We start from the raw sequence: 19,467 nt of genomic DNA, 5'->3' as shown, positions 1-19,467 counted from the left end.
TACTAGTCTATTCTGATTTCTAAAGTATCAGGCTTATTATTCTTGTAACTATTGTCAAGCAAAGTCAATTGAACCGTTGAATCATTCACTATTTTGAAGTCATTAAGCGAATTATAACCTTCAAAAGCCTCTATCAGATACTCGTATCCTTGTCTCTCTACTTTTAATTGTATCACTTCTTCCGTCGTAGCATTTCCAGCTAGATAATAAATCCGGTAAGTATTGTTGCCCTCTTTTTGTTCGTGGATTAAGTTGCTCTCGACAGGAAACATTTCAAAAGTTGACCACTGATATAAAAAGAAGGCAAGACCAGAGATAATGATCAACACAACAGCTAATAAGAGCTTTTTCATTTCCTTATTTTATTGTAGTACTGGAATCCGGCTTTTATCCACTTTTGATCTCTAGGATCATCCCCGTAAGGTGGTTGCAGTACTTTACTTTTATAAGTCGTAACTCCACCCATATTAACTGTGGTCCTTGTTTCTTCTTTGTAGACCTGCCATTCTGGTCTTGATGTGCCAGCAGCCATTTGAGCTTCTCCAGCTTGTTTAAGCATAAATTCCTGAGGAAAAATCCCGATAGCTTCTCCAACTGCTCCGAAATGATGGTTTCCTATATCTTGAGCCTCCATTGATTCCCCCTGAAAAGTAAAGGTGGTTTTCTCTCCTTTTGTATGGTTAGCAAGACCAAAAATTGTATTCTTATTATTCTTCAAATCCCACTCTCCTTTATTTTTCACTTTGTTCCTGAAAGAGAAGGGATTCAACATTCCTGCGGCTTCCTCAGTATTTTGCTCAAGTAGATTTGCATAAATGTCATCTACATTAATCTCACCACCAACTTCACCAAGCGCTACTAATTCTCCGTCTTCATTTGTCGTATAGACCAGATTATCAGTCTCATCATTTCTGGTGATATATCCAGTGCTATTAACAAAGATTGTATCTCCTCTAGGATCAATGAAAAGTAAAGGATTATTTCCCATTCCCGTGTAAGGGCTATGGAACTCATTAGCCTTTGGGTCCACTTGTGCCCATCTTCCTAGCCAAGCATCGTAAATCCTAAACTCTGTCAAGTAAGTATCAGTCTCTTTTTGTTGCTCATATCCCTGATACTTATAAAGGTTTTCGGGGCTGGTGGCTGAACTATTGAACGTCCCCCCGAAAGGATAATACCCATCTCTTTGCACCACATCCCCTGATTCGTTGACGGAAACTCGCACATTGCCTAAATGGTCATTGAGGTTGTATTCGTATAACCATGAGCCGCTGTTGTATCTGGCCCTTCCTTCGACATGTTGTAGAAATTGCAGGGTGTTGTCCTTGTAATGAAAACCATTGGAATAGGTGGTCGTTTCCGGCGAACCATCGTCTACCGTTTGACGGTGTTTGAGGAAGACAGCATCGTACGTGTATGAAATGATGGTATTATCATCCAGGGTTACCTGTTGTGGTAGATTCAGATAGTTATACTCAATGGCAGTGATTCCTTTGTTGGTATCACTGAGCATGTTGCCATTCTTATCGTACCTGTATTCCTGTGTTCCCACTACTGATGAAACGTCTTCGAACCCACTGGTGTTGCTTGTAGCATCTTCGACTCGGGTCAATCTGTTACCATAGTAATCATAACTCAGGTTATCGATGGTGTTCCGCTGAAGGGTTTCAATGTTACCATTCTTATCATAGGTGATGTTACTCACATCAAAGTTTCCTGCACCAGAATAATCCGCACTCTTGAGTCGGTTCAGGTCATCATAACCGTATTGATAGTTTTGGGAGGCGGTGGTTACACCCGTTCCTCCTTTGGCCTTCCAAAGCATCTGGCCAATGTTGCCATTGAAATTAGGCGTTGGTGCATTATTGTATTTCAACTCCATGCCAAATTGATCTGTGCCATCGTCAAAAGTTCCGGACCCGCCATTGATGGTTGTAAGCCATCCTCTTTCATTATATCGGTAATCCACCGACTGTACCGGTGATACATCATCGTGTAGGTCTTTCTCAATCAACTGCCCAAGGGCATTGTAGGTATTGCTCGACAGTGTCTTTGTGCCATTTCCTGCAACAGCATGCGTATGGGTAAGTAACCGATCTCGATGGTCATAGGTGAATGTTTCATGGACTGTAGTGGTTGACCCATCTTTTCGATGTTTCATTGTAGTACTTGCCACTAATGGCAAAACATCATTCTTATAAGTGGTAACCACTTCATCTACTTTCCCGAAAATATTTTCTGTCATGACCGCTTTGGGCCTTAGTCGATCATCGTAATAAGTCACAGATTTCAAATGATTTGCAGGGCTGCTATCCAATAGTAATGTAAGTCCTCCCGTCATTTGTCCCCTGGTATGAGTAAAATGACCGGTATAGTTATATTCCGACTCCCAGTTAAAATCAGCTTTGAAATCATAGTTATCATAATAGGTCACCGTTAGCACTTCTGTTCCTGAAGCACTCGGATAACTGCTGTCAGCATAGCCATACACATTACCCCCAGCTGCTCCTACATAACTTACTGAAAAATCGTAATTGGCATCATTATCAATCAAGGACTGTAAATCGGCCCTGGTGGTGGTCATCGATTTGATCCCCGTTATCACCGGGCGATTCAGCTCATCATACTTGGTATAGAGCCATTCACTTGGGTAAGGTGTTGCCGATTTTCTGACACTGAAATTATCCAGTTTGGAGGCTTGAAAGTCAGGTTTCTTGATTAATATCTTGGCTCCTGGAGACCTTACATAGCTTTTACCCTCATAGCTAGTCACGGTACGAGTCCCGCTTGTTACGTATTCTACGCTATTGGCAGTAGACCCAATATCTCTGCGATTACCATCCAAAGTGAATACCAAGCGGTCTCTTTTGTCGTAGACCATCTCTACCTTTCCAGCACCGGGTACCTGCTTTTCGATCATCCGGTTTCGTTGATCATACTTGTATCGGAACAACGAACGATCCCTGAAAGAATAATCGTTGAGTAAGCTCCAATTGGTACCCATTTCCTCTACCGCCTGTGGAGGTATGACAAAAGTTAACCGTTTATAAATGTCGTAAACATAGTAGGTATGCGTTTCGTCCGCTGTTCCCACCGCCGCTTTCTTACAAACTACCTGACCTGATTTATCCGTAAACTCATATGTTCTATTCCCATCCTCATCTTTTGTCTCCACCACATTAAGCTCACCTGTCGCATAATATTGCGTTGAAGTAACAACCTGGTTATCGGACAGGTCAACCGTGAACATACGGATATCATCTTCGGTACTTGAGCCATCCTGAACATTACTCCTGTATACATTGGTCACGACATTCGTCCCTCCAAACCCCGAAGGTCTCCAGCTATATCCCGGCGCGCTCATTTCCACGACCCGACTCAATGGTGAAGTTTCATAGGCTCTTTTACTGTATGGATAACTTACATTAGCTACTTCTCCGTTTGATTGGGTGTCCGTGTAATAGGCAGTATGTTCATTGTACATGTTAGAACGATATTCTCCTGTACCTACTGCGGATTGATAGGGCAGCGCATCTTTATCCATTCTTCCCATTTGATCATAGAAAAAAGGAGTCACCAAATCCTTCAAACCTGGTGTGGCTTCTTTTAGCACGGTTTGCTTGTTTCTTCCCAAACCATCCACATAAGTGATATCGGTTTGGACCTTCGTCTCATCTCCACGGACATAGTAGAGCGCAAAAGTAGTCGTATCACGAGCAGTCATGCTCATGACGTAATTCTGAGTAGTTGTTTGTGCTTTTGCGCTGAAGGCCATTTGAAGCACCAACAGCAGCCCAAATATGCTTTTGAGGTTCATTTTTTGATTAGTTGCCATAGTTGTAGCTGTATTCCTTTAGTGTGTAATTATCCTGATCTTTGACATATTGCAGCCTGCCAAGGCTATCCAATACATACCGAATGGTATTACCCTGATTATCTGTTTGGCTGATCATTTGACCACCAAAGCCTGTCTGGAAGCTTTCTACTAAGGCGCCCTTCGGGTAGATCCTTATTTCATCAATGCGGGTGGCTCCGCTCTCTACAAACGTAGAAGAATTGTAATCTACTTCTTTGTATTGCCAGGCGCCATTCGCATAGTAGTGATAGGACAACATTAAATTGCTTGAAGGACTTGGCGCGCCCAAAGATGATAAATTAACGGTGTTCCCACTTCTGTAATAGAAGCCTGTTTTTGACAAGGTCGTACTAAAGGTACCGGATCCCAGTTCCTCGAAACTGGTGTAGAACACTTCTCCCGGGGCAGCATTGGAAAACTTAGCCACTGATACACCCATGTCCCCTTCCCAGAAATAGGTAACAGGAATGTCATTTTCCTTTTGAACTGATTCAAATTGATCATCGGTATTGAAACTCACATCTGTACGAATCATCTCCGTACCCGTAGGATAAGATTCGATATGTGATAAGTTCATGACGGAGGTGTTCCCCGTAAAAAACGTATTCGATTTACTGATCAGCTGGCTATCTACATATTGCTCTTGCTCGAGCGGCACAATCTGATTCCTTGATTTCAGGTTGTTTGCCATCGTAGAGGTCAAATCAGGCGCGTACTTTGTTGTGGTTTTCTCTACCTCACCCTGAGAGTTGGTCGTACTTACTTCAATGGGTTGCTGATGTAAGGTGCCATACGTATAATTAGTGGTCTGACTTATGCCATCTCGGGTCTCAGTCACCGTCTGTTGGCGTAAGGAGGTACTGGATATTTGGTATACGTTTTTGAAATTCCAGGTCTCAGGAATAAATACCGGTCCATTGTTGCCTCCAGTTGTGGTGAAAATGCCTGTCACCGCAGAGATTCGATTAATGGTAAATGCCGATGTTCCTCCCTGAGGATCATATTGGATCTCTGATCGAGCTACCTCATTTCCCAAATCGTCGAGGGACTCAGTTCTGATCAAAGACCCGTTACTCAGCTTCAATTCCGTTGGCTTCGTTGGATAGTAATTATAAATCGAAAAAACAGGGCTATTGGTATAGACATGTTTTTGACTACTGCCATCAAGATAATTGACCTTTACGGTCGTATATCCAATGTGATAGTTCTGACTGTGTCTTAATGCTGTGTTTGGTGTAGAATTGAATAATGCTCCAAAGCTTCGGCCCATAAGAAAGTTATGGACATAGGGATTATCAATTTCCAGATTGATCCCGTATTCATCCGCTTTGGTATACAGCTGTGAGGATAAGTATTCAAAACTTTTGCTCGTAGCGAGGGTATTATTCTCGTCAAAAGACTCAATTTTCTTGATGCGTAGACCACCTATAAGAGCGCCATTGTGTCGATTACCTTCATAGGTAAATGTAGAATAGCCTCCGGTAGGGTAGGTGATTTTTTCCAGTGACCAGGCTTTCATCTTGATCTCACTAGGATTCCTGTTAGCTCCACCACTGCTGTATATCGGACTAACAGAACCGCTAGGGACATATTGGCTTTCATTTTCAGGAATAAAAGTCCAATTGGTAATATTTACCGTCTCATTTGGTATGAGGCCAGCTTGTGTATCTGCACCATTATAATACCCCCAGTGATCTCGCCCTAAAGAATATCTTCGCCCCATGGTTTGGGACTCATTGTAATCGAAAATATGTGCAGGTAATGTAATATTTCCGGCACAGTCCATTTCCTGAATAGCATTCAATTTCAGTCGCTTACGATCAGATTCCTCATAAGAAACGCCACTATGCAGGGTTGCCGGGCTTTGGAAATAAGAGGTCGTAAACTTGAACTTCTTACACCAGCCATAATTGTCATCTATTTCGATGGCATCCAAAGGATAGGAAGTAATAGGGCCTGCCTCTGTTGACAAATCCTGACGCTTATCATCTGAATTTGACGAAATCAAAAAGCGTGCTTCGTACCTTACTGAACTGGTAGTGATTTTAGATAGCCTTACACCCTCTACCAGATTTCGTACGGTAACCAGTGAAGCCTGATCACAATCTGTTCCTGCAATTTCTCCGCCTACATCTTTTTGGCAGCTATGAGAAGCTCGTGAGTTAAAGGAGTAGATTTCAGGCTGATATTCCAGCTCTATCCAATGACGGTTATTGGCAGATTCAATGCGGTACAAATACCAGGATGATGTACTGTAAAACACATGCGAATTACTAGGAGATCCCTGACCATTAGAAAAAGAATCTTCTATAGCATTGTTACCATTTGGATTCTTGCCAAAGTAATATTTGGTCCCATCAGGAGTAGTCACTTTCCACCGATCAAACTTCTTATTGGTGGCATGGTAAGTCACATCAATTTCAATATCCTGAATGGGCATCAAAACCGGATTTTGTAGTTCATCGAAAAAGAACTTGCCTGAATACCCACCAATATTGAAGGAATAAATATCCGGTTCGGTATCAATTAACCCTCTGGCTGCATCATAGTGATAGTCGTAGCAAGACGGGGTACTGGAAGCGACGGGATTTTGGTTATTGATCTTTGGAGTAGTGAGTGAATCAGTAACTGGATCGAAATATTGATCTGGGCACGCGGTTTGGTAATTGGTAATTTCCGGTGGCGCACCTTTATCACGGTACCAGCCCCAACCCGCTCTTGTTGATACCGCATGAGGTTTAAAATTCCCTTCATCAAGACCACCCTGAACAGAGCGAGAGATCACTCCTCCGGCATTCAGAGACCAACCCAAACCTACCCAACTCGCCATTTCATCCACGCGGATGCCACCACTGTGATATGACATGGATATGGGTAAGGATAAATTACCTTCCGTGATCGTGAAGATGGGAATGCTGATATTGGCAACTCCCGTATGATGACTGACGGGAATGTCTCCATACTTGCTAAACGCCGCCGCATTGGGAGGCAAAAACGTAGGCTCTCCGGTGTTATTGTCCTGTGCCTGAGTCACAAAACCGAGTATGACCATTAGGCCATAACATATTACTCTTTTCATCGTGTCTATTATTAATTATTTTGAGCTGCTTCTAAATTCCGAATCTTCTCTTCTTGTTGAAGTACCTTGGACGTCAGATTCTCCGTGTTTTGTTTCATCTCAATGGCCTCTTTCTCCATCCGGATCAAATGCAAAGTCAATTCCTCTACTTTTTGCAGCAACAGGATGTTCATATCCTTGATTGCTAGACCTTCTTCAGCCATTTCAGCAGCAGACGGAACCTCAGGAAGGTGTTTGTTCACTTTGATGAATTGTTCTGTTTCTTCTAATGACCTCAGGTCATAGTCCTCTTCGAATACAAAATCTGCTCCGGATACATCTTCAAGGATGATCTCCTCGGCGTTGATCTTGCCGTCCACTGAAAGCTCTTGTGTAGGCGAATTAGTACCGATCCCAACTTTGCCATTAGGCTTAATGACCATAAGCTGTTCATACGCCGTGGAACTTACATTTCGAAAACTAATTTCTTTGGTGTAGGAGGAACCAAATATGAGCTTGTGATTACTATAAATTTCATTTCCGTCCATGAGCAAAGAAATATTGCCATCACCTATTCTGAGATAGGATTTTGACGGCTTATACCTACTATCCATGGTGCCAGTTCCTCTGATATCCAATAAGCCCACCGGGGAAACAGTACCTATTCCTATAACGCCACTCCTGGTGATGACCATGCGGTCCGCGTTACTAAAGCCACTGCCATTGTAATAGGTAGTATGAAATCTCAAATCACCATAATTCGCACTTCCGTGAGGGTTGGGATTAACAGAATAAATCCCTGCACCACCTACACCAAAGCTTAGTCCGCCTTTATAGGTTGCTCCATTGGGAGATTTCGTCCCAGCAGTATTTTCTCTTATGATCAATGTTGGCGCTTTACCGTTAGGCTGAGTCCCGTTGGTTACACCTGAATATCCAATAAAATCATCATACACGGCAGTATTACCAGCAATATCTAGTAACGCATTAGGTGTGGCTGTTCCGATGCCAAGCTTATTACCTCTGTAAACAAAATCTCGTTCCCAGGTTGAACCCGCATCGAAACTAACATCGAAAGCAAAACCTGGGGGAGTACTAGATGTGCCATCAATGATTTTGAACCGCTGATTGGTAGAACCCTGGTTATTTTCTATGATTAAATCGGCCCCTTGTCCAATTTCACCCACTGTTCTCCTCAGTGAGAATTCGGCATTCGTTCCAAACGTAAAATCACCTGTAGAGTAGATCGATCCTCTGACATCTAATTTCGCTTGTGGGGTGTACGTTCCAATTCCAACATCGGCTCCATTAATATTAAATTCGTCAGTTCCATTTTCAAGGTTTAGCCTGAATTCTGACAAGTTTGAACTCAATCCCATATAAGCCTTGCGCTGACCTGAACTGTTTAGCCACTGCGTGAAGAGCCAGGTATTATCGGTGGTCATATAAGTTGCAATGGCATCATTATTACTAGTTACATTCAGTGGCGCAGTATAAGTTTGGGCCATCACTCCGGAACCTACCAGCGTCATCAATAAGATAAAAATCTTAGTTCTTGTTGTGTTGTTCATATAAAATTTTTTTTGTCTCTATTGTTTTTCTTCCAGCACCTGCAATCTTTGCCTAATTACTTCCGCCTCTTTCTCCATTCTAATCAAATGCAAGGTCAATTCCTCCACTTTTTGCAGTAGCAGGATGTTCATTTCCTTGATGGCTAAGCCCTCTTCGGCCATTTCAGCAGCAGATGGAATTTCTGGCAAGTGCTTGTTGGCTTTGATGAATTGTTCGGTCTCTTCCAGGGTGCGCAGGTCATAGTCTTCTTCGAACACAAAGTCTGCTCCAGCTACATCTTCTAGGATGATCTCCTCGGCATTTATCTTGCCATTTACGGTTAGTTTTTGGGTAGGCGAAATAGTGCCGATGCCAATATTTCCAGCACTATTAACTCTCAACCCTTCCACCAACAGCCCGGCTTCAGCACTATATAGTACTATATCAGACTTGTATGTTGACCCAACACCTCCTGTATAAGTGCCGGTAGAAATTGATTTTATTGCTCCTCCCGCTCTAAAAGCGCCATTGTGAGTTAATTGTCTAAAATCCACACCAATTTCCGATCCGGTTGAGTTATATGTATTTGGAGTCAGTCTTAAACTAAGACCATCTCCCTTAATGTGAAGTTTGGCTTCCGGATTAGATGTACCAACTCCAATATTTCCTATGGCAGTTAATCTGATACCTTCCACTAGTTGTCCATCACCAGCACTATACAGTACTAAATCCGAATCGTATGTAGAACCTACACCACCTGTATAAGTATCCGTAGAAATTGATTTAATTGCTCCTCCTGTTCTAAAAGCACCATTATGAGTTAATTGTCGGAAATCTATACCTATATCCGAACCTTGTGAAAGGTATGTTGAACGTGAGACCCAAAAACTTAGACCATCTCCTTTCAAGTGTAAGTTTGATTCGGGGTTATTTGTACCGATTCCTACATTTCCTGTATTGAAGTATAGGTTCCCACTGTTCGTTTCCCATTGTTGCGCATGAGAGGAGAAGACAATAAGAAGAACAAATGATAGGATGAATAGTATCCTGGATTCTATGTTATTCAAGCTGGCCTTGAATCCGGTTGAAGCCAAAAATGAAAGAAAGTACATAAGTTGTCAAATGGTTTTGAATCAGTTGTTGATTCAAAGTTCCATAAAATGGATTACAATTCCACTAATGACTTCACAAACGCATCAAAAAACTTCATGTAAGTAACGGATTTAATAACAAACGCAAAACGGTTTGGCGTATTTGACCCAGGAAAAATCAGCTATTCAAATGATCGTCGCACTCCTTCACGCCTTCTTCAATGCCATATTCTGAGTAGATGTCACGCGCTTGTACCCATAATGCATGGGCCTTGGGTTCTGTTGCTTGATTCTTTTCGAGGAAAAGCGCATAGACCCGGTAGAAATTGGCCAGATCCATGGGTGAAGTTTGTGGCAGGCCAGCATAGATGGATTGGCATTGCTCGAGATAGTTTTGGGCAATATCGACGTGTCCAAGTTCGTCTTCCATTTCTGCCAAGTGGCGAAGGGTATGCGCTTGTTTAAGGGACCTTTTCTCCGATTGAAAGTGCGTTAATGCTTTTTGATAAAGAATGGTCGCTTTTTGTAGCTGCCCATCATCTCTGTACAACTGTCCTTCCATGGCGTGTAAGCGCCCTAATAAATCATCACTGTCCGACGGGCAGAGGTCATAAGCCTCGCGTAGACGCATCCATGCTTCCGTATATTCATTGGATCGCCGAAAAAACCTTACTTGTTCCAATAGTTTGCCTACTTGCTCTTCAATTGACACCATGATTTGATTTGATTTCACCTGTTACCATACAACCCACGATTTTGAACCCCGCCTTTAATAAGCTTGCTTTCGACCCGGGGTTAGAGATGTTACACCTTGCCGCGGGAATCCTGCCAGCAAGGTAACAGGCTTTCTTAATCTCCTGCAAGATCAACGCTGCATAACCTTTTCTCCGATGCTCGGGATCAACCTCCATATAAAGATCGGCAAATGGTTCATTGTAATGCAATAAAAACCCTCCCGCAGCGACTACCTGATCATTGAGTAACAGGACATATTCATCTTTGTCACTTTGTTTTCCAAACACCAGGTCCGTAGGTCTGCGTTTGCGAAATGTCGTTCCCTGATCCGGAAAATCGGTTTGCATGGCATCTTCAAATAAGATGACATCACTACGGATATGCTCACAATCTTGACAAAGTAACTGTGTCGTCTGCAGGTCGTTGGTTTGCGCTTCCATATAGCGAGCTCCGGATGAATCAAGTAATACTGAAAGACAATTCGAAGAAAGTCCCCGAAAAGGTGGAAGGATATACACTTCAAAAATCGTATCACGATCACTTAGTTCTTCCAGTCCTTTCACTGCTCCGTAGCCGATGAGTTTTTCTTCCTGGCTCAAGGCATAATGGTCAGCCCAGCCACGCCAGTGACACGAATCATAGCGAATCTGACAATTCTGCTCCTGTAAATACAGTTTTCGAAGTGACTGGATCTCTTGATAAGAACACTTGCGAATACTGATACGGGGCACTCCCATGTTACTCCTTGGTCAGCTCTTCAACGATCTTCTCAAGCTTCATCACACGTTCTTCTAGTATGGTAGGGGGATTCAGATAGGTGGAGTAAACCGCTTCCACTTTCCAGGCTTCTAAAATTTGTCCCAAATCAACGACCATCGCATCATAATTCGGATCATCGGTAATTAATTTCAGTTGCTTGTCGTTGGCACTTTCTATGCGCTTATTAATGATCCCATCTACGGTAACAAGCGTTACCAATGCGCCATGTAAATGATCAAGGTCTGATACTTCGACTTTTTTACCAATCAAAATATCCCCGTGGTGTAACCCTTGCTGATGATATTCCATTTCGCTACCATTCATTTCAAAGGCGCGCATGGTTCTCACATTCCCTTTGGGAATTGCAATCCTGCGAAGGTTGCTGACAAAATCACCATTTTGGTACTGTACCAAATAATTAATGTATTCTTTGACCTCTACAAAGGCGATGGCTTCCGCCAATGGTTCTTTGGTTGTTTCGGTTAATTTGTGTGCCTTGTTGAGCTTTTCATTGACCAATCCAAAGGAATAAATATCATTTACAGTCAACTCTCGGGTGAGTAACACATCAATGGATACTCTAAAATGATGAGCAATTTGTATGATTGTGTCAATTTTTGGCTCTGACCTTCCTTCTTCATAAGCACCCACACTTGGTCTTGCCAAATTAAATAGGCCTGCAAACTCAGCTTGACTAATATTCTTTGCCATTCTGATCTTTTTGATGTTTTCTCCAATGAAAGAAAGATTTTTGCTATTTTTTTGAGCCATGCTATAACTTTTGACCAAATACTCCGTAAAAGTAATTAAATTTAATCCCGGAAACACGAATTGCCCTGATGACAATGACGCAGAAAGATGACAACAAGGAACAAAATTTGTATTTTCGGAACAATGACTAATCTCAATCTCAAACTATGAACTCGTACTTTCAAAAAGTAAAGGACTACCTACTAGAACTCGACTTCACCATCGTTCAGGAAGATGAAGAGGATGGCGTATTTGTAGTCGAAAATGAGGAAGAAGGCATGAAAAATGTTGTCCTCATCGTATCTGAACCGATCGTTATCGTAGAGCAGTATCTCTTCGACCTTTCTGCCGACTCGGGAGAGATCTTCAAGAAGTTATTGATGAAAAACAGAGACATCATCCACGGCGCATTTGCACTGGATGAGACCGGGAAACGCGTGCTTTTCCGCAATACCCACGAGTGTGAAAATCTTGATCTGAATGAAATAGAGGCCACACTAAACTCACTCGCACTATTGTTGAGTGAATACACAGACGAATTAATTGCATTTAGTAAGAACTAATAAATAGAAACAAAATGAACGTTTTCAAAAGAATGTTTAAAATGGGGGAAGCAGAGGCTCATTCTGCCCTCGATAAATTAGAGAACCCTATTAAGCTAACAGAACAAGGTATTCGAGATCTGAAAAAAGATCTGGATGCCAGCCTTAAGGCATTGGCCGAGGTAAAAGCCATGGCCATTCGTGCCAAGAATGACGTGCAAACCAACATGTCTAAAGCCAAAGACTATGAGAATAAGGCCATGTTGCTCTTGAAAAAAGCACAATCAGGTGAAATGGAAGCTTCTGATGCTGATCGTTTAGCTACTGAGGCTTTGAGCAGAAAAGAAGAATTCACTGCGGCACTGACACAATCTAAAAACGAGCAAGATCGTTTTGAGAATAACGTGTCTCAGCTGGATGGCAAGGTGAAGAAGCTTAGAGCGGAGATCAGCAAATATGAAAATGAATTGCGCACGTTGAAAGCGCGCGTGAAGGTGAGTGAAGCCACTGCTAAAGTTAATAAGCAAATGGCGCAGATCGACTCTTCAAGCACCGTAAGCATGCTTGAGCGCATGAAAGATAAAGTTGCCCAACAAGAAGCGTTGGCTGAAGCCTATGGCGATATCGCCGGAGAGTCTAAATCTTTGGATGATGAGATCGATAGTGCACTGGATGGCACGAACACGAAAGCTTCCGATGACCTGGCGGCCATGAAGGCCAAGCTGGGCATGTAACAACGACATAGCGTATTCCGAAGGAGTTCAAAATCCCATCATTAAGAACTAGCGGATTTTAAGGTCAAAAGCTCTTCTTCGGAATACTTTCCTTCTCAAAATTTTAATTCACAAAACATGTTGGTCATGGACTTAATCAAGTCAGCATTGATACTGGTGCTGGTGGTATTTCTCTTCAGTATTTTTTTTACATTTTTGTTTAAGGTAGGCATCATCGCTTTGTTGGTCCTTGGGATCATGTATCTTTATCAAAAGGTTACCGAAAAATAACGACTCGCCGAATGTTTAACTTTTTTAAAAAGAAGAAAGAACCTGATTACGATGTAACCAATTTACAAATCTCAGATTTGGATGTTGGTTTCATTTTTGAGTACGACCTTAAAAGCTGGGTCGTCAAGGAGAAGTACGAATACCAATGGAACACCAATAATTTTTCGTACGAATACAAAATTGACAGTGGAGATGATGTTGCCTTCCTCAGTGTAGAAGATGAGGGCATGCTGAAACTGGGTATTTTCCGGCCGATGAAGATCCGAAAGATCGATGAAGATGTGGCTGATGAAATCGCCCGGACCGAAAAAGCCCCCAGACAGATCCACTACAATGGTGAGCAATATTTCCTGAATTCCGACACAGCCGGGCATTTCCGGGAATGTGGCAAAAAAACGGAAGACTGGGAAGAATTAATTTCGTTTGAATACCTCACAGAAGAAGAGGACAAAATTGTTTCGATCTCCCAGTGGGATGAAGAGACCTTTGAAGCCTCCGAAGGGATTTCCATAGAGTCCTATCAAATTTCCAACATTATACCCGGCAGCAGCTAAGCACCATGTACACCTTTACCATTTCCAGACTATTTCGGTTTTTTAGCTTCGCCTTACTGGCATTCTTTCTTTTGGGATGCGGCGGCGGAAGCAGTTACAAAAAAAGCCCGCTCGATGACATCATCAGGGACCTCCCCGACAATGAAGTGTATTCGATCATCCTTTATGACATGGATGTGAAAGGCAACTTTTTCGAGTCGTATTTCCATAAGTATAAGATCGTTCGTGGTTCTGACCCCAACAATATCAGCGAAATAGAAACCGACTGGAAAGAGGTCAGCGAAAAAGAATTCAAGACTTATGTGAATGACATGGGGATGGAAATCGCTGCGCGAGATAGTACTGGGAAGTTGACCAAGAACGTAGCTCCTCCCGGATATAACAACTATGTCGGGAATCCGCGGTACGGCTACTGGAACAACAGTGGCGGATCAAGTTTCTGGGCATTCTACGGACAATATGCATTCATGAGCAGCATGTTCAATATGATGACTTACCCGGCAAGAAGATCCTACTACAACGATTGGCGCGGCAACTATTATGGCAGCGGTCGCAGATATTACGGCCCACGCGACGAAGGTGGTGGTTCTGGTGGAAGGTATTACGGAACAAATAGTTCTTATAACCGAAACAGTAATCCTTCTTCTAGTTGGAGCCGAAATAATTCCAGCTTTAAAAACCGGGTAGCTAGCAGAACGGGGCGTACTTCGAGTAATCGTAGCTCAAGTAGTAGTTCAAGGTCACGCGGCGGCGGTTTTGGTAAATAATCTGTATTTTTATTCTACACTCCTAATCTAAAATATACTTATGGGAATCTTAGATGGCGTACTGACCACAGTCATTTACATATTGGCCAGTTTCGTTCTTTTCCTCGTTGGTAAAGTCACTTATCAGTTGTTCCATCCAAAAGTGAAGGTCAGCTGGGAACTGGTTGAAAATGACAACCTCGCCTTCTCTTTTGCTTATGTAGGATATTACATTGGGTTGCTTCTTGCCATAGGAAGTGCTGTAGTAGGCGAATCTCAGGGGCTGATCAATGATCTGATCGACATAGGGATCTACGGAGCATTGTCCATCATCCTGCTAAACATCACATTGATCATCAATGATAAGCTGATCTTCTCCAAGTTCAACATGAAGAAGGAGATCCTGGAGGATAAAAACCTGGGTACCGGAATCATTGAAGGAGCCAATGCCATTGCCACTGGTTTGATTGTTCTGGGAGCTATTCACGGAGAAGGACATGGAGATGGTGGTCCTATTGTTACTGCTGTGCTTTACTGGCTACTCGGACAAGGCATTCTGTTTATCACCTCTTTGGTTTACAACCTGATCACTCCTTACGACATTCACGAACACATTGAGAAGAATAATGTTGCGGTAGGGGTTGGTTACGCAGGTGCAGTGATCGCCATTGCAAATCTCATTCGCTTTGCGCTGATGCACGATTTCGAAAGCTGGACTTCTACGCTCAGCGATGTAGCGGTTGACACGACCATTGGCCTTTTGTTTTTACCCATTGCCAGAACATTGACTGATAAAATACTTTTACCTGGCCAAAAACTAACGGACGAAATTGTCAATCAGGAACATCCCAATGTAGGCGCAGCCATCATTGAAGCATTTGCTTATGTGGGCGGATCCATGCTCATTGCCTGGTCACTTACTTCCTATTGATAGGGAGGTAACACCAACCACATGAAGTATACGTCTACCCTCCTGAAGGCGGCCCTATTTGCCACCGGACTGGCAGGTATTGTTTCGGAATACACCTTATCGACCCTTGCCACCTATTTTCTAGGGGATTCTGTTTTTCAATTCACAATGATCGTGTCGACCATGCTCTTTTCCATGGGCCTGGGCAGTCGATTGAGTAAACGAATTGAAACGAATCTCATTGAAAAGTTTGTCTGGATTGAATTCGGGCTGTCGGTGATCGCTTCTAATGTGACGATCATTGTCTACACTTTTTTCGCTATCTACAGTGATCCTACCGCAATCATTTACATTTTAAGCATCAGTGTGGGTTTACTGATCGGCATGGAAATCCCGCTGGTCATTCGACTGAACGAACAGTTCCAAAGCCTCCGGGTCAATATCTCTTCGGCCATGGAAAATGATTACTATGGCAGTTTGGCGGGCGGTGTATTCTTTGCTTTTATTGGTTTACCACATTTAGGCCTGACCTATACCCCCGTTATATTGGGAGCGGTCAATTTTTCCGTGGCCATCACTGTGATCATTGTTATTTGGAAAGAGCTCCCCAAAAATAAGCGTAAACGCATGCTGGGCTATATCTCGGGTGTGATCATCATCATTTGCGCTTCGGCTTTCCTTTCCAAGGCCGTGGTAAATTGGGGAGACCGGGTTCGATACAATGATCGGGTCGTTTACAGCGAACAGAGCAAGTATCAAAAAATTGTATTGACGTATTCCGGAGATGATTACTGGTTTTTCCTGAATGGACACCAGCAACTAAGCACTGCTGACGAAGCACTCTATCATGAACCGTTGGTTCATCCGATCATGCATTTACATGAAGCTCCAAAAAGCGTTCTTGTGCTTGGTGGCGGAGATGGCGTTGCGGTAAGAGAACTACTCAAATATCCTGACCTTGAAAAAATTGTCCTCGTAGACCTGGATCCCCGTGTCACCAAATTGGCCCAAAATCACCCTATCCTATTGGACATTAATGAAAATGCCCTGAATCATCCAATGGTAGAGGTAATTAACCAAGATGGATTTACTTATCTGGAAAGCGTCAAAGGTCAATATGACGTTATCATTGCAGATTTTCCAGACCCCAGAACAGTCGATTTGGGCAGACTCTACAGTCAGGAATTCTACTGGCTATGCAAGCAAGCGCTTCGTCTGGGTGGACTGATGATCACACAGGCAGGAAGCCCCTATTATGCCCAACAAGCTTTCGAATGTATCCAATTGACCATGTCCAAAGCGGGATTTACTACGCTCCCTCTACATAATCAAGTCCCCACACTTGGAGAATGGGGATGGGTGATTGGCAGTAAAGAAGCAACAACAAATCTGGGAGAACAGCTACGAAAACAAGAGTTACGCGTCTCCACTCAGTGGCTCAATCAAGAAGCATTCACTTTGATCTCCTCATTTGGGAAGCAGGTCTTCAAAAAACAATACAATAAAGTGAAGCCCAATCGCATCCACGATCCCGTACTCTATCGTTACTATTTAGCTGGCAACTGGGATTTGTATTAAGACGCATTCTCTTCTTTCTATTGTAGAATTAAATAATGTTCGATTACTTCGCGGTTGAAATTCAAGAAACCATTCTTATGCGTCGTTTCTCTACATTATGCTTGTTGGCTTTGGTAACTTTTTTCATGCCAAATCTGTCAATCGCTCAAGATCAGGAGCCTGTTGCACCTGTTACACTTGATGAAAAATTCAATGCACTCAAAACAACGAGTGAGACCTATGAGCAATTTAAGGTGATCACCACCACTCGAATGGACGACTTTTGGAAGGAAGTGCAGGACAGTCTTCGATTCCAACAAGAAGCATCTGTTCGATTGCTTACGGAAGTCACAGAAAGAAAACTGGAGACGGAGCAATTGCAATCCAAAATGGATGGAATCAGCGCGGAACTGGAAAAAGCACAGAGTAATACCACTACCATCTCTTTCCTTGGTGCGGACATTCAAAAGTCGACTTATCATCTGGTGGTTTGGGGCATCATTGTGATCCTGTTGATACTTTGTGTGATCATTTGGTGGACAGGAAAATCCGGATCTTCCACAGCAAAGCAAGCCAGAGAAGATTACGAAACCATCAGTACTGAATTGGAAAACACTAAAAACAAAGCACGTGAAGCTCAAATAAAGTTGAAGCGTGAATTGCAGACTGCACTGAATCAGATTGAAGAGCTGAAGCGGAGATCTAATTCGTAATTTTAGCTGCGGTTTCTCTCGGCCGTGGTAACGCATATACAAATGTTGAGTATCCGGTACTTCAACATGAAATACCTTTCATAGAAGATGCGTGTACTATGAAGACCGGAATGACGGCTCCTAACTTAAACCTGCAATCCCGAATCGAGCGCGTCAAATAACAGGGGCAGTCGACCCGTATCGACTCCAGCATAGGACAAGCTCGTTGCTGCACTTCTTTCCTGAAACAGATAGCCAGTTTCAGGTATCGGCATGGCATGCCCCATGACCTTGATGAACACTTGCTTGATCGGCAATTTTGTAGCGAGAAACGACTCTATTTTCTCCAGGGTCTCCGATACAATTCTATCCTTATTTTCAGGGATGGTTTTAAGTACCTTACGGTCTTCAGGTTTCAGGCAATAGTAGGCAGTTAACACTCGGTTTCCATTGAGACTCCCACGATCCTGCACACTGGAATCAATAAACCCAAGAAAGGAAGGGTCTTCTCCCAAATATTCATTTTGCCAGAATCCAAATTGTTCCGGTTGTTGATCGGTGATGAAATTGATGACCATCCAGGGAGCATAAATGTTATCAGCAAACAAATCGTACTCCTCTGGGAAAACATATTTCAACGCATGTTTTTGCCCTGCATAAATCACCTGCTCCGCCTCATAAACCTGTACAGATTTTTGTTCAATGTCCAACACTTCCACCACAAAACCTGGTCCCTTCTTCTCAACCCTGGACACAAGATGTTTTTTATGAAGCTTATCCTCATCCATCTGAGCCATCATCTTCCGAACAAAATAGTCATTCCCCATCGGTGGTGAAAAGAGTGAAACAGGCTCTCGATAATAAGGCCGACACATGAAATAGTGAATGCCCGCAAGTGCAGAAACCTGATCGGCCGTTCCTCCATAATCATCCATCATATGGTAATCGAGGTAACGTTTGAATTCGGCATCAACTTCCATGCTTTGAGACAGAAAATTCACAAAATTCTGTTGATCAAGATAAGTCAGGTCCCTACTGATATGACGGGTAGGCAATTTCATCTCACCCAGAAACGGAGTAATCGCTGCTAAAAATTTTACTTTTTGTGGCCCTTCTGGAATAACATCAGCCCGGATTCTTCCATTTTGATAACACTGCTGCCTTCTTGTCGCAGGAATCAAATGCTGACGATCAGTAAAAGACCAGGACTTTTTCCAGGATTGATATTCGATCGCACCAATTTGCTCTAAAAGTTGCAGTACCTCCTCTCCATAATAATCCGGATAATCCAGGTCATAATGAGCTCCCTGACAAATATCAATGCCGTGAAAGGATTGACTGGAAGCTGTGCCTCCAAACCGATCCGACAATTCAAATAATCGAAAATCTTTTTCACGGTGTTTCCATGCCGCGGCTAATCCAGCCACACCACCCCCAGCAATGATCAAAGGAACCGAGGCCGCTTGTTTTCTAGGCCATTGCTGGCTTTCGAACATCAAATGCCCGGTCAAATGATCGGAATGGACCGTAATTGGAAAGTTGACTTTGGATTCCCACTTACAACCCTGCAACCAAAAAGGAAGTGTACTTCCCAGGAGTGTATTCCGAACAAATTGCCTTCTCTTCATCGATGGATAAAGATAGCTCGACAAGTATCAGAAT

The 19,467-nt window shown here is 42.9% G+C and carries 17 protein-coding genes; 8 read left to right on the top strand and 9 right to left on the bottom strand.

Annotation, left to right across the window (positions count from 1 at the left end):
* Positions 1–2: 2 nt before the first annotated feature.
* From R8G66_33855 to R8G66_33820, 8 genes are all read right to left on the bottom strand, one after another.
* Positions 3–353, bottom strand: coding sequence for a hypothetical protein (locus R8G66_33855; protein ID MDW3197412.1), 351 nt, complete (start codon positions 351–353; stop codon positions 3–5).
* A complete protein-coding gene (locus R8G66_33850) occupies positions 350–3,835 on the bottom strand; it encodes a DUF6443 domain-containing protein (protein MDW3197411.1) in 3,486 nt (1,161 codons plus the stop codon). Before R8G66_33850 ends, R8G66_33855 begins: the two co-directional genes overlap by 4 nt.
* Positions 3,825–6,935 carry a hypothetical protein gene (locus tag R8G66_33845; GenBank protein MDW3197410.1) on the bottom strand — a complete coding sequence of 1,037 codons (3,111 nt, stop codon included), beginning with the start codon at positions 6,933–6,935 and terminating at the stop codon, positions 3,825–3,827. Before R8G66_33845 ends, R8G66_33850 begins: the two co-directional genes overlap by 11 nt.
* 11 nt (positions 6,936–6,946) lie before the next feature.
* The gene (locus tag R8G66_33840) at positions 6,947–8,485 is read right to left on the bottom strand and encodes a hypothetical protein (protein ID MDW3197409.1); all 1,539 of its coding nucleotides are present in this window, start codon (positions 8,483–8,485) and stop codon (positions 6,947–6,949) included.
* An 18-nt stretch (positions 8,486–8,503) separates the two neighbouring features.
* Positions 8,504–9,577, bottom strand: a complete 1,074-nt coding sequence (locus tag R8G66_33835) for a hypothetical protein (protein MDW3197408.1) — start codon at positions 9,575–9,577, stop codon at positions 8,504–8,506.
* Positions 9,578–9,734: 157 nt separating this feature from the next.
* On the bottom strand, positions 9,735–10,271 hold the full coding sequence (locus R8G66_33830; protein MDW3197407.1) for a tetratricopeptide repeat protein: 537 nt from the start codon (positions 10,269–10,271) through the stop codon (positions 9,735–9,737).
* Positions 10,258–11,028 (bottom strand): GNAT family N-acetyltransferase, encoded by a 771-nt coding sequence (locus R8G66_33825; protein MDW3197406.1) that lies wholly within the window; start codon positions 11,026–11,028, stop codon positions 10,258–10,260. The genes R8G66_33830 and R8G66_33825 overlap by 14 nt, the downstream gene beginning before the upstream one ends.
* A gap of 1 nt (position 11,029) precedes the next feature.
* On the bottom strand, positions 11,030–11,821 hold the full coding sequence (locus R8G66_33820) for a helix-turn-helix transcriptional regulator (protein ID MDW3197405.1): 792 nt from the start codon (positions 11,819–11,821) through the stop codon (positions 11,030–11,032).
* Positions 11,822–11,967: 146 nt separating this feature from the next.
* Here R8G66_33820 and R8G66_33815 point away from each other — a divergent pair, with 146 nt between their 5' ends.
* From R8G66_33815 to R8G66_33780, 8 genes are all read left to right on the top strand, one after another.
* Positions 11,968–12,363 (top strand): YbjN domain-containing protein, encoded by a 396-nt coding sequence (locus R8G66_33815; protein ID MDW3197404.1) that lies wholly within the window; start codon positions 11,968–11,970, stop codon positions 12,361–12,363.
* A 14-nt stretch (positions 12,364–12,377) separates the two neighbouring features.
* On the top strand, positions 12,378–13,076 hold the full coding sequence (locus R8G66_33810; protein ID MDW3197403.1) for a PspA/IM30 family protein: 699 nt from the start codon (positions 12,378–12,380) through the stop codon (positions 13,074–13,076).
* 126 nt (positions 13,077–13,202) lie between these two features.
* On the top strand, positions 13,203–13,346 hold the full coding sequence (locus R8G66_33805; protein MDW3197402.1) for a hypothetical protein: 144 nt from the start codon (positions 13,203–13,205) through the stop codon (positions 13,344–13,346).
* An 11-nt stretch (positions 13,347–13,357) separates the two neighbouring features.
* Positions 13,358–13,900: a DUF4178 domain-containing protein gene (locus R8G66_33800; GenBank protein ID MDW3197401.1), complete on the top strand. Its 543-nt coding sequence runs from the start codon at positions 13,358–13,360 to the stop codon at positions 13,898–13,900.
* A 5-nt stretch (positions 13,901–13,905) separates the two neighbouring features.
* Positions 13,906–14,667, top strand: a complete 762-nt coding sequence (locus R8G66_33795) for a hypothetical protein (GenBank protein ID MDW3197400.1) — start codon at positions 13,906–13,908, stop codon at positions 14,665–14,667.
* A 40-nt stretch (positions 14,668–14,707) separates the two neighbouring features.
* Positions 14,708–15,577: a DUF350 domain-containing protein gene (locus tag R8G66_33790; protein ID MDW3197399.1), complete on the top strand. Its 870-nt coding sequence runs from the start codon at positions 14,708–14,710 to the stop codon at positions 15,575–15,577.
* Between the two features lie 21 nt (positions 15,578–15,598).
* Positions 15,599–17,134 (top strand): polyamine aminopropyltransferase, encoded by a 1,536-nt coding sequence (locus R8G66_33785; GenBank protein MDW3197398.1) that lies wholly within the window; start codon positions 15,599–15,601, stop codon positions 17,132–17,134.
* Positions 17,135–17,259: 125 nt separating this feature from the next.
* The gene (locus R8G66_33780; GenBank protein MDW3197397.1) at positions 17,260–17,826 is read left to right on the top strand and encodes a hypothetical protein; all 567 of its coding nucleotides are present in this window, start codon (positions 17,260–17,262) and stop codon (positions 17,824–17,826) included.
* Between the two features lie 125 nt (positions 17,827–17,951).
* Here R8G66_33780 and R8G66_33775 read toward each other — a convergent pair whose 3' ends face one another.
* The gene (locus R8G66_33775) at positions 17,952–19,433 is read right to left on the bottom strand and encodes an FAD-dependent oxidoreductase (protein MDW3197396.1); all 1,482 of its coding nucleotides are present in this window, start codon (positions 19,431–19,433) and stop codon (positions 17,952–17,954) included.
* Positions 19,434–19,467: the final 34 nt, after the last annotated feature.

It is taken from the genome of Cytophagales bacterium, assembly GCA_033344775.1.
In the GTDB taxonomy this organism is placed as follows: domain Bacteria; phylum Bacteroidota; class Bacteroidia; order Cytophagales; family Cyclobacteriaceae; genus JAWPMT01.
This window is presented reverse-complemented; position numbering and strand designations above follow the sequence as displayed.